14 protein-coding genes are annotated in these 14202 nt (G+C 66.3%); 9 read left to right on the top strand and 5 right to left on the bottom strand.

The features are described 5' to 3' along the window. Positions 1-18: 18 nt before the first annotated feature. Positions 19-1011, bottom strand: a complete 993-nt coding sequence (locus EXQ71_08260; GenBank protein MSO87499.1) for a MerR family transcriptional regulator — start codon at positions 1009-1011, stop codon at positions 19-21. Between EXQ71_08260 and EXQ71_08265 the strand changes: the two genes are divergently transcribed. Genes EXQ71_08265 through EXQ71_08285 form a run of 5 tightly spaced genes read left to right on the top strand, consistent with a single transcriptional unit; the run spans position 885 to position 6490 of the window. Further along, entirely contained in the window at positions 885-2627 is a 1743-nt protein-coding gene (locus EXQ71_08265) for an isopentenyl-diphosphate Delta-isomerase (GenBank protein MSO87500.1), read from the top strand. The genes EXQ71_08260 and EXQ71_08265 overlap by 127 nt on opposite strands. Further along, on the top strand, positions 2624-4105 hold the full coding sequence (gene crtI, locus EXQ71_08270) for a phytoene desaturase (GenBank protein ID MSO87501.1): 1482 nt from the start codon (positions 2624-2626) through the stop codon (positions 4103-4105). The genes EXQ71_08265 and crtI overlap by 4 nt, the downstream gene beginning before the upstream one ends. Then, entirely contained in the window at positions 4102-4944 is an 843-nt protein-coding gene (locus EXQ71_08275; protein ID MSO87502.1) for a phytoene/squalene synthase family protein, read from the top strand. The genes crtI and EXQ71_08275 overlap by 4 nt, the downstream gene beginning before the upstream one ends. After that, positions 4941-6002 (top strand): glycosyltransferase, encoded by a 1062-nt coding sequence (locus EXQ71_08280; GenBank protein MSO87503.1) that lies wholly within the window; start codon positions 4941-4943, stop codon positions 6000-6002. Before EXQ71_08275 ends, EXQ71_08280 begins: the two co-directional genes overlap by 4 nt. Further along, on the top strand, positions 6002-6490 hold the full coding sequence (locus EXQ71_08285) for a hypothetical protein (protein MSO87504.1): 489 nt from the start codon (positions 6002-6004) through the stop codon (positions 6488-6490). The genes EXQ71_08280 and EXQ71_08285 overlap by 1 nt, the downstream gene beginning before the upstream one ends. Positions 6491-6526: 36 nt before the next feature. On the opposite strand, the gene EXQ71_08290 is transcribed toward EXQ71_08285, so the two are convergent. The 4 genes from EXQ71_08290 to EXQ71_08305 all read right to left on the bottom strand — a co-directional run bounded on the left by EXQ71_08290 (position 6527) and on the right by EXQ71_08305 (position 8534). Then, positions 6527-6988 (bottom strand): hypothetical protein, encoded by a 462-nt coding sequence (locus EXQ71_08290; GenBank protein MSO87505.1) that lies wholly within the window; start codon positions 6986-6988, stop codon positions 6527-6529. Beyond that, positions 6985-7326, bottom strand: coding sequence for a lycopene cyclase domain-containing protein (locus EXQ71_08295; protein ID MSO87506.1), 342 nt, complete (start codon positions 7324-7326; stop codon positions 6985-6987). Before EXQ71_08295 ends, EXQ71_08290 begins: the two co-directional genes overlap by 4 nt. Next, the gene (locus tag EXQ71_08300) at positions 7326-7649 is read right to left on the bottom strand and encodes a lycopene cyclase domain-containing protein (protein ID MSO87507.1); all 324 of its coding nucleotides are present in this window, start codon (positions 7647-7649) and stop codon (positions 7326-7328) included. The genes EXQ71_08295 and EXQ71_08300 overlap by 1 nt, the downstream gene beginning before the upstream one ends. 96 nt (positions 7650-7745) lie before the next feature. Beyond that, positions 7746-8534 carry an SDR family oxidoreductase gene (locus tag EXQ71_08305; protein MSO87508.1) on the bottom strand — a complete coding sequence of 263 codons (789 nt, stop codon included), beginning with the start codon at positions 8532-8534 and terminating at the stop codon, positions 7746-7748. A 71-nt stretch (positions 8535-8605) separates the two neighbouring features. Here EXQ71_08305 and EXQ71_08310 point away from each other — a divergent pair, with 71 nt between their 5' ends. The 4 genes from EXQ71_08310 (at position 8606) to EXQ71_08325 (ending at position 14200) form a co-directional block, all read left to right on the top strand. Then, on the top strand, positions 8606-11095 hold the full coding sequence (locus EXQ71_08310) for an MMPL family transporter (protein ID MSO87509.1): 2490 nt from the start codon (positions 8606-8608) through the stop codon (positions 11093-11095). Between the two features lie 39 nt (positions 11096-11134). Beyond that, positions 11135-12367 (top strand): MFS transporter, encoded by a 1233-nt coding sequence (locus EXQ71_08315; protein MSO87510.1) that lies wholly within the window; start codon positions 11135-11137, stop codon positions 12365-12367. A gap of 9 nt (positions 12368-12376) precedes the next feature. Continuing rightward, complete coding sequence (locus tag EXQ71_08320; protein MSO87511.1) at positions 12377-12865, top strand: carboxymuconolactone decarboxylase family protein; 489 nt, start codon at positions 12377-12379, stop codon at positions 12863-12865. 123 nt (positions 12866-12988) lie between these two features. Then, positions 12989-14200, top strand: a complete 1212-nt coding sequence (locus EXQ71_08325) for an alpha/beta fold hydrolase (protein MSO87512.1) — start codon at positions 12989-12991, stop codon at positions 14198-14200. Positions 14201-14202: the final 2 nt, after the last annotated feature.

Consider the following 14202-nt stretch of genomic DNA (forward strand, 5'->3'; position numbering starts at 1 on the left):
TTGATCGACGTCGGACTCTTACCGGTCGAGGTAGGAGATGATTCGGCTGGTGAGTGCCGCGTTGCGACCAATCTCAGCGTCCTGGCTCCCGTTGGTGTCAAGCGGGGGTAACGGTCGATGAGTGCGCAGGCCAGGGGCATGGATAGCCAAGAGGCGCTGGCCGATCTCCGTGGCGAGGCGAACCACTTCGGCATTGACGCTCCAAATTGCATCCCACCGATGGTCGGGCCGCTCGCAGCCCACCAGGAGGCCGGCCGCGGTGGCATCGCATACAACCGACCACTCGCAGTTGAGGGGGCCGCCACGGGGGATTGGCACCTCGAGACAGCCTCCTACGCGACGTATCGCAGCGAAGTTGGCGAAAACCGTGGCTTCGTCGCTAGTGCCAAGGAACGTCTCCCAGCGGTGGAAGGCGGTGGCGAAGGCGCGTGTCGTCTGAAAGGAGGCGGTGAGCACCGGACGATCGGCTCCCGTTATGCACTCGTCTTCGATGGCATGGCTGATGGCGAGCATCGTGCGGCGGGTGAAGACGTGGACCGGCAGGTCGGGCCGGGTCCGGCGGATGCCGCTGAACAGCGAGCGCTCGTCTTTGTCTTGGTTTCGGTAGAGACGTTCCTGTTGGGCGACGGCGATGGCGGTCTCTAGCGAGAGCCCGAAGCCTCGTTGCTGGAGCATCTCCCTGATGGTGGTCACGTCATCTGCGCTGTAGCGCTGGGGTTCTCGGGAGAGTGGCGTGGGGTGCGGGAAGTCGAATCGCCGTTCCCAATCCTGAAGGACAGAAATCGTCACTCCGGTTCGGGTGGCCACCGCCGAGATGGTCAGATCGGCGGGGTGAATGTTCGGCACTGTGCTGAGAATAACTCCACTACCGGTATCCTTTCCAAGTGTCCCTTGACATCCAACCTCTTCCGGTCGCCGCCGATCGGATCGCCGAACATGTGGTGTTGCTTGACGAGCGAGGAATTCCACGGGGGACGGCGGCCAAAGCAACCGTCCATTCCGCCGCCACACCCTTTCACCTCGCCTTCTCCTGTTATCTGGTGCGGGCCGACGGGGCGGTGCTGCTCACCCGCCGGTCCCTCATCAAGCCAACCTGGCCGGGTGAGTGGACCAACAGCTGCTGCGGTCACCCCCAGATGGGCGAGACACTGCGGGAGGCCGTCAGGCGTCGTGTGGCTGAGGAACTGGGTCTAGAGATCGGTCGCCTCGCCATCGCGGTGCCCGATTTCGTTTACCGGGCCGTGATGTCCGATGGCACGATCGAGCACGAACTCTGTCCCATCGTGGTGGCTGAGGTGGCGGGCGAGCCCCACCCAGACTCGGCGGAGGTCGACAATCTGGCGTGGCTCTCCTGGGAGGAGTTGCAGGAGCGGGTTGCCTCGGCCCCTGAGTCGCTGAGCCCGTGGTCGGTCGAACAGGTACGGGAGTTATCGGCACGAGCGCGCCAACCACTCGAGTGGCTTAGCGCGTCGGCCTCGGTGGCCGACCGGGGCCTGCTGGATACTCCGGTGAGCGTTGATTCGGCTTGGGGACAGGCCTCCGATCGGTCCTCCACCCACCCCCCCGAGGGGGGTGCCCTAACGGCAGTGCAAGGTCCGTTGCGGGAGTTGCTTGAGCATTTCCTCGATCGCCAGGCCGGCGAGATGGCCGCCATCGACCTCCGCTTGGCCGAGATTGTGGCCGAGGTGCGAGCGCTGGTGGACGCCGGCGGCAAGCGGCTGAGGCCGGCCTTTGTATGGTGGGGCCATCGGGCCACTGGCGCGCCGGAGGACCATGCCGTGGTGCAATCCGCCGCCGCGGTGGAACTGCTTCATACCTTCGCCCTTCTGCACGACGATGTGATGGATCGCTCCGCCACCCGTCGCGGTCGGCCGAGCGCCTATGCGTCGTTTGCGGCCAGCCATAGCGAGGCGGCCCGCCTGGGCGATCCGGATTGGTTTGGCTGCAGCGCCGCCATCCTGGCCGGCGACCTCACCTATGTATGGGCCGACGAGTTGTTCGATGGCACCGCGATGGCGCCCGACGCGTTGGCCCGGGCCCGGGTCGTGTTCACCACGTTGCGGAGCGAGGTCATCGCCGGGCAGTACCTCGATCTTGTCTTAGCCGCCGACAATCAGGCCGACGAAGAAGGCGCCCGTCGCGTCGCCCTGCTCAAGTCGGCCCGATACACCGTGACCCGCCCGCTGCTACTGGGGGCCGCCCTCGGCCCCGCCCGCGATGCCGAACGGGTGGCGCCGGCTCTTACCCGCTACGGCGATGCGGTGGGCATGGCTTTCCAGATGCGTGACGACATCCTCGGCCTCTATGGCGATCCGTCGGTGACGGGAAAGAGCACCCTCGATGACCTCCGTGAGGGCAAGCGCACCTTGCTGATGTTGCGTGCCCTGCGCATGGCGAACCCCCGTGAGCGGTCCTATCTGCTCACCCACCTCGGTGACCCCGCACTCATCCCCGAAGATGCCGAGAAGGTGCGGTCCATCGTGGCGAGCACCGGGGCTCTTGCCAGCGTGGAGATGCTCCTGCGAGCCGAGTACGGAGCCGCCGTGGAGGCGGTCGCCGACCTCCCCAACCCAGCCCGCGCCGCCCTCATCGAAATGGCTGACCTCGCCATCCAACGCTGCACATGACGAAGCGCGTGGTGATTATCGGGGCTGGTCTGGGCGGGCTTTCCGCCGCCTGCCATCTGGCGGGCTCTGGGCACGAGGTGACGGTGATCGAGGCGGCTTCTATTCCCGGCGGTCGGGCCGGGTCGTTGGCGAGTGAGGGCTTCCGCTTCGACACCGGCCCATCAGTGCTCACCATGCCCCACCTCATTGACCGCTGTTTCGAGGCCGCCGGGGTAGACGGCTCGGCGCTGCTGAAGTTGCGGCCTGTCGACCCGATGTATCGGGCCTGTTACGCCGACGGATCCGAATTGCGGGTTCGTCACGGGCGCGAGGCGATGACCCAGGAGATCGCCTCGGTATGCGGTGCGCGCGAGGCGGCGGCATTCGGCCGTTTCTGCGATTGGCTTTCCACGCTCTACCGGATCGAGATGCCCACCTTCATCGAGCGCAATTTCGATTCGCCGCTCGATCTTGCCCACCCGATCGCGCCGGCTCTCGAACTGGTGCGTCTCGGAGGGTTCCGTCGGCTTGCCAAGGTGGTGTCTAGTTACTTCGACGACGAGCGCCTTCGGAGGATCTTCACCTTCCAGGCCATGTACGCCGGTCTGGCGCCCTATGAGGCCCTGGCTATCTACGCCGTCATCACCTACATGGACAGCGTGAATGGCGTATTCATCCCGGAAGGCGGTATGCATGCCCTCCCGGTGGCGTTGGCGGAGGCGGCCGAGCAGGCGGGGGCCACCTTCCGTTACGACACCCGAGCCGATCGCATTTTGTTGGCGGAAGGCACCTCGGGTCGTGTCACGGGGGTGCGCCTGGCCGACGGCGAGGTGGTGGAAGCCGAGGTGGTCGTGGCTAACCCGGATCTTCCGGTGGCCTATCGCAGTTTGCTGCCGGGTACTCCGATGCCGCTCATGGCCCGCCGGGGCGACTACTCGCCGTCGGCGATCGTGTGGCACGTGGGGGTGCGCGGCGATCTTCCCCCGGGTACTGAGCATCACAACATTCACTTCGGTCAGGACTGGGACGGCGCCTTCCGGGCGATTCTGAAGGATGGCATCCGGATGCCGGATCCGTCGCTGCTGGTGAGCGTGCCTTCGCTCCACGAACCCACGATGGCCCCGGCCGGATCCCACGCCATCTACGTGCTCGAGCCCACCCCCAACCTCGATGGCAAGGTCGACTGGATCGCCGAGCGCCCCCGATTGCGTGAGGGCCTCCTCGGGCACTTGGACCGCCTTGGCTACCCGACCGACATCGTCACCGAGCAACTGCTGGACCCGCTGGATTGGGAGGCGCAGGGCATGGAGCGAGGTACGCCCTTTGCGTTGTCGCACAAATTCCGCCAGACCGGCCCGTTCCGACCCGGCAACCTCGAGAAGCGGGCCCCGGGGTTGGTATTCACCGGATCGAGCACACTTCCGGGTGTCGGCGTGCCGATGGTGCTGGTGTCGGGCATGCTGGCAGCCCAACGAGTGGAGGCCATGGGGACAGCATGACGGTAACGCTCGACGAGAGCTACGCCCGCTGCCGTGAACTGAACAAGCGGTACGGCACCACCTACTACTGGTCGACCTTTGCGCTACCGCGAGTGAAGCGACACCATGTGTGGGCTCTCTACGCCTTCTGTCGCCACGCCGACGACATCGTGGACGACCTCGGTCCGGCCTCGGTGGAGGCACGGGAGCGGGCGCTCACCGATTTCGGTGACCGTTTCTTCGCCGATCTGGCCGCTGGCGCGTCGGTGGATCCAGTGCTGAAAGCGGTGGTCCATACCGTGCGGGCCTTCGATATCGACACCAACTGCTTCCGGCGCTTCCTGCGGTCGATGGCCATGGACCTCACGGTGGCTGGCTACGCCACCTGGGATGATCTCCTCGTGTACATGGATGGCTCCGCCGCCGTGATCGGCGAGATGATGCTTCCCATTCTCGAGCCCTTGCAGCCGGAAGCACTTCAGCACGCCCGGGATCTGGGGAATGCCTTCCAACTGACGAACTTCTTGCGTGATGTGAGCGAAGACCTCGACCGGGCCCGCATCTACCTACCTCAGGAAGACCTCGATCGCTTCGGAGCCGATCCCCGACGTCGGGTGGTAGACCGCGCCTGGCGCCAGGTGATGGCCTTCGAAATCGAGCGGGCCCGCGATCTGTATCGGTCAGCCGATATGGGGGTGGATCTTCTGCCGATCTCGTCGTCGCGTTGTATCCAGGCCGCTCGCACCCTTTACTCGGAGATCCTCGACCGGATCGAGTCGAACGACTACGACGTGTTCACCCAGCGAGCCACCGTACCCACCTGGCGTAAAGCCAGCCTCGCGGTCCGCCTGATGCGGTGACCATCCTCACGACGGGCTTCGTGGTGATGGGTCTGTTGGCCGGTACAGTATTGCTCTGGCGTCTGCCGTTGGTAGGGGTGGAGCGGGGCAAGGGTCGGGTGTCGGTGATCGTGCCCGCCCGCAACGAAGCCGCCAATCTAACGAAGCTACTGGCCAGCCTCGCCGCCCAGAGCCACCGCGCCTTGGAGGTGTTGGTCGTGGACGACGGCTCCACTGATGCCACGGCCGCAGTGGCCTCCGCCGCCGGGGCCACGGTGATCTCGGCCCCGGCGCTTCCGGCGGGATGGGCGGGCAAACCGTGGGCCTGCCAGACGGGGGTGGACGCGGCGAGGGGCGACGTTCTCTTGTTCCTCGATGCCGACGTGCACCTCGCGTCTGATGCCGTGGACCGACTGCTCGGAACGGCCAACAATGGCCTCCTCTCGGTCCAACCCTTCCACGAGGTGGAGCGGCCCTATGAGCAGTTCTCCGCCTTCCCGAACGTGGTGGCGTTGCTGGCGTCGGGGATCGCCACCCTGCGGCCCTCGTCGCACCCAGGCCTCGCGTTCGGTCCTTGTTTGCTCACCACTCCAGACGAGCTGCGGGCGGCGGGGGGCTTCGCCTCGGTGGCCGGAGAGTCCATCGAGGACATCGCACTGGCCCGCTCGTTTGAACGAGCGGGGTTGCCGGTCACCTGTTTGGGTGGCGGCGACATGGTGCGCTTCCGCATGTACCCGAAGGGGCCGGCCGCGTTGATTGAGGGATGGGGTAAGAACCTCAGCGGGGGGGCCCGACGCGCCCGACTATTTCCGCTCCTGGGGGCGGTTACCTGGGTGTGCGGGGCCGTATCAGCCTCCATCGAGGCGGTTTCGACTCGCAGCGTGTGGTCGACGGTCGTGTACGCCACATGGGCGGCACAACTGTGGTGGATGTTGCGGCGGGTGGGGTCGTTCCGTTGGTGGGTGGCGGCGTTGTTTCCGATTCCGCTCACCGGCTTCATCGGGCTCTTCGCCTGGTCGTTACTGCAGCGCGTCGGGCGCCGCAGCGTGACCTGGCGGGGACGGCAGATCCCCGTCTGATGCCGATCTTGTTCAGTCTCAGCGTGGCGGGCCTGTTGGTCGCCAACATCCTGGGGTCGGTCGTGGTTCACTCCCTGACCGGGCTCTATGTGCATCGGTTGCCGCTGGCTCGGCTCCAGCGCGACGGATGGCTGCTGCGGTCGCGACGGTGGGAGCAGGGCGGGGCGATCTACCAGCGTTGGTTTTCTATCCGCCGCTGGAAGGACCATCTTCCCGAGGCGGGCGCCTTGTTCGCGGGAGGGATCAGTAAGCGTCACGTCTCTGGAGATCTGGGTCGTTTCGTGGTGGAGACCCGTCGCGCCGAGCGCGGTCATTGGATGGCGATGGCGGCCAGCCCCGTCTTTGCCCTGTGGAACCCTCCGCTGGGGGTGGCCCTGATGGTTGGTTACGGCGTGGTGGCCAACGCGCCGTTCATTGTGGTGCAGCGGTACAACCGTCAACGCGCCCAGGGCGTGCTCACGAGCAGGGCCCGTCGTTCTCGCCGCTGATCTTGACCCAGCCCGCTCGAGGGGACGCAGGTAGGTTCAGGGCACCGAGCGTTCGAGGGGATCGCGGGCGGGGGTGTGGTCTCGGCGGCGGGACCGCAGCAGGGGAAGCAACATGCCGTAGGGCTCGGCGCTCGTCTGGTGGTGGATCCGGTGGGAGTCTCGGAGCCACTCGAGGTAGGCCAGGTTCCGAACCCGCAGCGGCAGCCGATGATGGATGTACACCTCGTGCACGAACAGGTAGGCGGCGCCGTAGGCCGTCACTCCCAACCCCACCCACCACATGGCCGTCCAACCCCCACTGGCCAGCGCAAAGAGCAGCACGCCCACGCCCGAAAAGCCGAGAGGGAAGAGGTCGTTTCGCTCGAATCGGCTCACCGGAGGGAGGTGGTGGCCGCGATGCCAACTCATGGCGAATCCGTGCATCACCCATCGGTGGCCGGCGTAACTCACGCCCTCCATGAGCACGAAGGAACCCAGCACCAGCCAGACCGGATTCATGCGTGGGCCTCCTCGTCGATGGGGGTGTTGGTGGCCCGGGAACGACCCAGCCAGTCCCAGGTGAGCATGACGGCGGTGAGTAACGCAAAGGCGTAGGCGTACTCCTCGAGGGGAATGTCCCAGATCGGATAGAGGCCACTGGTGTCCGATGGCCGGTAGATCACGATCGCCGCCGACTGTTTGGTGAGCCATCCATCCACCGGGATCATGAAGCCGTAACAGATGGCCATGGCGATCCAATAGGCCGGCTCCTTGAACAGTCCGGAGCGGAGTACGACAATCTCGATGAAGATCACCACGAGCGCTGCGCTGACCGCCAGAGTGGGGTAGATGGGCATCAGGGCCGGCTTCGCCTCTGCAGGATGCTGCGCACGGTTTCGAGGGTGAGGAGGCCGCACACCGGGATGATGGTGAAGAAGACCAGTTCCTCAATCGCCATTCCTCCCGGGAGGGTGATCCCCACGGTGTAGCGAGGGCTAAAGGACCAGGTGCCCGTGTTGGAGGCCCACAGATCCCAGACTACGAACAGGGCGAAGGCGGGGAGTAGCGAGAGGAACAGTCGACGGGGACGGCGCCACACCCGCACCCCGAAGTAGAACTCGAGCGGCAGAGTGATCAGCACACAGGACCCCATAAGAAACAGGTACTGGAGCCGATCCATGGGGATGAGCCTACGGCCCGGAGGGCGCCACCAAACCTTTGGTGCACGCAAGGATCGCGTCGACCGAAGGCGAGCGCGTCGAGTGACACGGCCCGGTTACAGGTCGGGGAGTCCCATATCGAGATTGGGCTGTTCGATGCCGCCGTCTACCTCCACGATTTTGCCCGTCATGTAGCCCCCCGCCGGGGAGGCGAGGAAGAGCACCGTGGCGGCGATTTCCTCCGGCTCACCGATGCGCTGGAGGGGGGTGCTCTGCTCCATGGCGGTGCGCAGGGCGTCGTCTTCGAGCACGATTTCGAGGGCGGAAGTGGCGATGGATCCCACCGCGATGCCGTTGACCCGAATGCGGGGGGATAGGTCTTGAGCGGCGAGGCGGGTCCAGTGGGATAGGCCCGCCTTGGCGGTGCCGTAGGCCACGAAGCCCCGGCCGGAGGTGCGCCCCATCATCGACGAGATGCCCACCACGGCCCCGCCGCCGACGGCCAGCATGTGCGGCACCGCGGCACGGGTGAGGGCATGAGCGGTGGCGACGTTCCAGGAGAATTCCCGAACCAGTCGCTCGGGCGAGGTGTCCATGAAGGCGCGCGGCATCGACCCACCCACGTTGTTCACCACAATGTCCACCCGGCCGAGTTCCGCTTGGGCCGTGTCGGCCAGACCGGCGACGGCGTGGAGGTCACTTAGATCCGCCGGCACGACCACCGCCCGGCGGCCGAGGGCCTCGATGCGTCCAGCTACTTCGTTGAGTTGCGCTTCGGTGCGCGAGGACAGCAGCACGTCGGCCCCCGCTTCGGCCAACGCGATGGCACACGCCGCCCCGATGCCTCGACCGGCGCCGGTGACGATGGCAACCTGATGGTCGAGCCGGAAACGATCTTGGATCATGGAGTGGACCCTAGTGATTTAGGCGAGCCGGGTTCGACCGGTCCGCCGGGTAGCGATGGCACCTCGGTGTGATGGTGGTCACCGGCCGAACCGGGCGGGGGGTTTGGGCCACCTACCTCTTAGCCTGGTGCGGTTCGGTAGGCGAGCCACCCACTCGCTCTGTTTCCCTGCCTCTGGAGAATGCGATGTTTGCTCGTCTCGGCTCGTGGTGCTTCCGGCATCGCCGCACCGTGGCCCTGCTGTGGGTGGGGGGGATCGTCGTGGCGGGGGCCCTGTCGGGAGCCGTAGGAAGTCGCTTCGGGCAAGGGTTCACGCCGCCCGGGTTCGAGAGCACTCGGGGCATCAAAACGCTGACGGAGGCGTTCGGCGGGCAGGGGGCAGGGGATGGGGGCACCATCGTGTTCCGATCCGACCGGGGCATCGACGACCCCGAGGTGCGGGCCGTCATGGAAACGTTGTTCGGAGCCATCACCGCGATCGGCGCGAACCCGACCATTGTGATCGACACCGATCCGGCCACCGCGACCCTTTCTGCTGATGTGCGGCAACGCTTAGCTAAGGCCGATCTCGCCCCCCTGAAGGGCATCAGAGTGGTGAGTCCCTACGCACCGGGGGCGGCGCAGCAGGTGTCATCGAAGGGGGCGGCGGCGGGTCAGGTGGCCTTCGCCACCATCGAGGTTCCGAATCGGCCCGGCGACGGGGCCAGTGCGGTGGGTCGCGTGATTGAGCAGATGTTGCCGTCGATCGACGGGCTGCGGGTGGAACTCGGTGGGGCCGAGTTGGCGGCTTTTACCGAGCCGTCCACCGAGGCTCTCGGAGTGGCGTTCGCCATTGTGATCCTCGTGTTGGCCTTCGGCTCCGTGCTGGCGATGGGCTTGCCGATTGGCGTGGCCGTAGCGGGGATCGCGGCGGGGTTGATCATCGTCACCGTTCTGTCGAACCTGCTGGTGATGCCGGAGTTTGCTCCGTTTCTGGGCATCATGATCGGCCTCGGTGTGGGCATTGATTACGCCTTGTTCATTGTCACCCGTTACCGGGAGAACCTCCACCACGGACACACGCCACACGAGGCCGCCACGATCGCCACCGACACCGCCGGCCGGGCCGTGGGCTTCGCGGGGGTGGCCGTGGTGGTGTCGTTTCTCGGGATGGTGCTGATAGGCATCGGTTTCATCCAGGGCCTGGCCGTGAGCGCGGCGGTGGTGGTGGCCCTCACGGTGGTGGCATCGCTTACGTTGCTGCCGGCCCTCCTCGGCTTCGTCGGTGAACGCATCGAGGTGACGCGTCGTCGGGGATTGATCGCCACCGGGTTCGTGGCGCTCGCTCTGGGGGGAGTGGGCCTGCAGGTGCGGCCGCTGGTCGTCGCCGGCCTGGCCCTCGCCGGGCTCACCCTCTTGGTCAGTCTTGGGCTGGCCCCCCTGCGACAAGAGGTGCGGGTTCGTTCGCCCAAACCCTTATCGGAAACCCTTGCCTACCGCTGGAGCCGCGTCATTCAGCGTCGTCCCTGGCCCGTCGCGTTGGCAGGAACGGTGGTCTTGTTGCTGCTGGCGACCCCCGTCCTGGCCCTGCGGCTGGGTTTTTCCGATGAGAGCAGCTTCTCTGCCGACACCACGACCCGCCAGGCCTATGACCTCCTGGTGGAGGGCTTCGGTCCCGGATTCAACGGGCCGTTCTTCTTGGCGGCGAGTGTGGAGAATGCCGCCGATGCGGCCACGCTGGCCGGGATCACCGAGGCCGTGGCCGCCGATCCCGGGGTCGTGTTCGTATCGCCGGCCATACCCGACGATCCGACGTCGCCCCGGGCCTATCTGTGGTTGGTTACCCCCGCCACCACCCCGCAGGACGCCGAGACCACCGCCCTGGTGCACCGACTGCGCGAGGAGGTGCTGGTGTCGGGGGAAGCGGCTCTGGGAGCCGAGGTGGCGGTCACCGGTTCGGTGCCGGCCACGGTGGACTTCTCTGACCTGATCAGTGCCCGCATGCCCTACTTCTTTGGCGTCGTGCTGCTGGTGTCGTTTCTCCTGCTGATGGTCGTGTTCCGTTCGCTGCTCGTGCCGCTCAAGGCGGTGATCATGAACCTGCTCTCCATCGGAGCGGCCTACGGCATCACGGTGATGGTGGTGCAGTGGGGTTGGTTCGGTGATCAGACGGGCTTTTCGCCCGGCCCCATCGAGACCTTCGCCCCGGTCATGTTTTTTGCCATCGTGTTTGGGCTCTCCATGGACTACGAGGTGTTCCTCCTCTCCCGGATCAAGGAGGAGTGGCATCGCACCGGGGACAGCCATACGTCGGTGGCCAACGGTCTCGCCGCCACCGCCCGGGTGATCACGGCGGCGGCGGCGATCATGGTGTTTGTCTTCGGGAGTTTCGTGCTGGAAAATGACCGGACGATAAAACTCTTCGGGATCGGCCTGGCCTCGGCGATCTTCCTCGACGCCACCATCGTGCGCTTGCTGTTGGTTCCGGCCACCATGGAACTTCTTGGCGACAAGAACTGGTGGCTCCCGAAGTGGCTGGAGAGGCTTCTGCCGAAGATCAACATCGAGGGCACGCCCGACTGACCCCCCATAAATCGGGGCGGGGTATGGGAGGGTGGGGCGATGGGGATGGCTGAGGCGTCGGCGAGCGGCGATACCCGGCGGCTATTGCGGACACGAGGCCTGCGGGCCTCGATGGACGGACTAGTGGCCGTGGTGCTCCCGGTGTTTCTGCTGGCGCGGGGCTTCAGCCCCACCCAGGTGGGTGCGGTGGTTACCGCTACCCTCCTGGGCTCGGCGGCGATCACGATGACCATCGGTCTGCGCGGTGGTCATCTCGACCGGGTGCACCTGTTGCAACTCATGTGCCTCCTGATGGTGGCTACGGGTCTGGCCTTTGGGATGGTGGCGGCCTTCGGCGCCCTGCTGGTGGTGGCGGCCGTCGGCACCATCAATCCTTCGGCCGGTGATGTGAGTGCCTTCCTCCCGATTGAGCAGGCCCTCCTCCCCGATACCGTCGCCCCCGAGCGACGTACCCATGTCTTTGCCCACTACGCCCTGGTGGCCTCGCTGGCCGGGGCCGTGGGGTCCTTGGCGGCGGGGGTGCCCGGGTGGATCGCGGGCCACACCCGCCTCTCGCCGTTGGATGCTCAGCGGGGGGTGTTCTTTCTCTACGCGCTGGTGGGATTGGTGCTGTTGGCCCAGTACCGCCGCCTTGCCCCGCGTCCGCCGCTCGACGTCCCCGGGCTTGGTCGCAGCGGGCTGGGTCGTTCCAGGGCAATCGTGGTGCGGCTCGCCCTGCTCTTCAGCGTCGACGCCTTCGGCGGCGGATTCGTGGTGCAGTCGATCCTCGTGCTCTGGCTGTCGCTGCGGTTCGACCTGTCCACCGCCACCGCCGGGGCCGTCTTCTTCTGGGTGGGAATGGGCTCGGCCAGTTCCGCTCTCCTGGCCCCCAAGTTGGCGGCCCGGATCGGATTGGTGCGCACGATGGTGTTCACCCATGTGCCCGCCAACCTTCTGCTGATTGCGGCGGCCTTCATGCCCTCGGCTGGGCCGGCTATCGCCTGCCTGCTCCTGCGCTCTCTGCTGTCACAGATGGATGTGCCCGCCCGCACGAGTTACGTGATGGCAGTGGTAGATCCCGCCGAACGCACGGCGGCGGCCACTATCACCAACGTTCCTCGCAGTCTGGCCGCAGCCCTGCCGCCGCTGGTGGCCGGGGTGATGCTGCAACACTCCACGTTCGGCTGGCCGCTGATCATCGCCGGTTGCGTGAAGATCGTCTACGACCTCACCCTTCTCGCCCTCTTTCACGATGTTCGTCCTCCCGAGGAGATCGTGGGGGAAGCGACGTAAGGTCTGGCCATGGCCCGCATCTCCCTTCCCGATCCGTCCGGCCTCGGTGAGCACATCGACTGGTCGCTGCACCGTCCCGAAATGGCGACGGGGATGGGTCAGCTCTCCGCCGCCGTCTACGGCAATAGCCGCCTTCCCCTGCGGGAGCGGGAGGCGGCTCGCTGGACCATCGCACTGATCAACCAGTGTGAGGTCTGCCAAGAGACACGCGCCGCCGCCGCCGATGCTCATCAGGTAGACGACGACTTCTACGGCGCGGTGGCCTCTTGGGCCACCAGCGATGGGCTCTCTGTTCGAGAAAAACTAGCGGCCGAGTTCGCCCAACGTTTCGCGTTGGATCATCAGGCCATGGACGACGCCTTTTGGGAGCGACTGCGAGGCGCCTACGCCGATGACGAAGTGGCCGATCTCATCATCTGTTGCGGGATGTTCCTGGGGCTCGGCCGGGCGATGGCGGTGGTGGGCGTCCCGGCGCCGGCGAACCGCATTCTTCTCTGAGGTCATCGCGGGGCGCACCACGATCGGCGCCTCCGAGCATCCCCATCGGCGGGTGGAGTGGCCGGGGACCACAGGGTTGGCGATGGGGTGATGGCTAGCGGCTGGGTGGCATGCTGACTACCTATGATCCAGTATCGCGTCGCGCTTCTTCTCCTGGTTCCACTGTCCCTTACGGCCTGCTCCGGCGGAGACAGCGCCGAGCCGGCGGCCGCCACGTCCACCACCGTGAGGTCTGCGGTCGTGGAAGTCGCCCCTGACGGAGACCTCTACGCCCTCGCCGAGGGGCCCCTCACGCCGGGCGCGCCCGGCGATGTGATCGCCGTGCAGGAAGTGCCCGGGCTGGCGGTGGACGGCACCGTGTGGCGAGTGCTCTACCACTCGCAGTCGATCCAGGGCGAGGACATTGCCGTGAGCGGTATCATCATCGTGCCCTCCGGACCGGTACCCGAGGGCGGTCGTCCGGTGCTCACCTGGGCGCACGGCACCACCGGCATCGCCGATGAATGTGCGCCCAGCAAGGACCCTGCTGGCGCCGGAGTGGGTCTCGTCGCCCCCTTCCTCGACCGGGGCATGGTGTTCGCGGCCACGGATTACGAAGGCCTCGGTACGCCCGGTCGTCACCCCTACATTGCCGGCGTGAGCGAGGGCCGTGGCACGCTCGACATTGTTCGGGCGGCCCGGCAACTCGAGTCCCTCACGGGCGCCTCGAACACGACGGTCATCTGGGGTCACTCCCAGGGCGGTCACGCCGCGCTCTTCGCCAATCAGATCGCCGCCGAGTGGGCCCCCGAACTCGACGTGGTGGGCACGATAGCGGGGGCTCCTCCCTCGCAGTTGTCCCTGATTGCCCAGGCGCTTCGCGACAGTCCGTATCGGTACTACCTGGCCATGACGGCCGCCGGCTGGGAAGCCGCCTACCCCGAAGCGGACCCGTCGCTGGTGTTGTCGCCCAAGGGAGTGGAGCTCCTCGACACCGTGGACGAAGGATGCACGAGCGCCTCGGCCGAGGCCTTCAATACCCTCCCCTACGAAGAGTTGGTGATCGCCGATCCCGCCACCACGCCGCCGTGGTCGGATCTGTTGGTAGCCAACGACCCCGGGTTCGTTCAGGGTTCGTCACCGATCCTCATCATTCATGGCGAGAAGGATGAGCAGATCCCGGTAGTGAGTTCGCAACTGTTGCTGAACCGTATGTGCGGCATCGGCCAAGCGGTGGAGCGCCGTACCTATCCCGGCGAGAGTCACGCGGGAGTCATCGCTCCCTCGCTGCCCGACATGCTCACGTGGATCGATGCCCGACTGGCGGGTGAGGAAGCCATTACGTCTTGCCCGTGATG

The organism is Acidimicrobiia bacterium (genome assembly GCA_009694375.1).
In the GTDB taxonomy this organism is placed as follows: Bacteria; Actinomycetota; Acidimicrobiia; order Acidimicrobiales; family VFJN01; genus VFJN01.

Excerpts from the sequence above, each read along its gene's own strand:
- EXQ71_08315 (MSO87510.1), top strand. The coding sequence starts at position 11,135 with ATGGGGATGGCTGAGGCGTCGGCGAGCGGCGATACCCGGCGGCTATTG.
- EXQ71_08290 (MSO87505.1), bottom strand. The coding sequence starts at position 6,988 with ATGAATCCGGTCTGGCTGGTGCTGGGTTCCTTCGTGCTCATGGAGGGC.
- EXQ71_08320 (MSO87511.1), top strand. The coding sequence starts at position 12,377 with ATGGCCCGCATCTCCCTTCCCGATCCGTCCGGCCTCGGTGAGCACATC.
- EXQ71_08300 (MSO87507.1), bottom strand. The coding sequence starts at position 7,649 with ATGGATCGGCTCCAGTACCTGTTTCTTATGGGGTCCTGTGTGCTGATC.
- EXQ71_08275 (MSO87502.1), top strand. The coding sequence starts at position 4,102 with ATGACGGTAACGCTCGACGAGAGCTACGCCCGCTGCCGTGAACTGAAC.
- EXQ71_08285 (MSO87504.1), top strand. The coding sequence starts at position 6,002 with ATGCCGATCTTGTTCAGTCTCAGCGTGGCGGGCCTGTTGGTCGCCAAC.
- EXQ71_08295 (MSO87506.1), bottom strand. The coding sequence starts at position 7,326 with ATGCCCATCTACCCCACTCTGGCGGTCAGCGCAGCGCTCGTGGTGATC.
- EXQ71_08325 (MSO87512.1), top strand. The coding sequence starts at position 12,989 with ATGATCCAGTATCGCGTCGCGCTTCTTCTCCTGGTTCCACTGTCCCTT.
- EXQ71_08305 (MSO87508.1), bottom strand. The coding sequence starts at position 8,534 with ATGATCCAAGATCGTTTCCGGCTCGACCATCAGGTTGCCATCGTCACC.
- EXQ71_08310 (MSO87509.1), top strand. The coding sequence starts at position 8,606 with ATGGTGGTCACCGGCCGAACCGGGCGGGGGGTTTGGGCCACCTACCTC.
- crtI (MSO87501.1), top strand. The coding sequence starts at position 2,624 with ATGACGAAGCGCGTGGTGATTATCGGGGCTGGTCTGGGCGGGCTTTCC.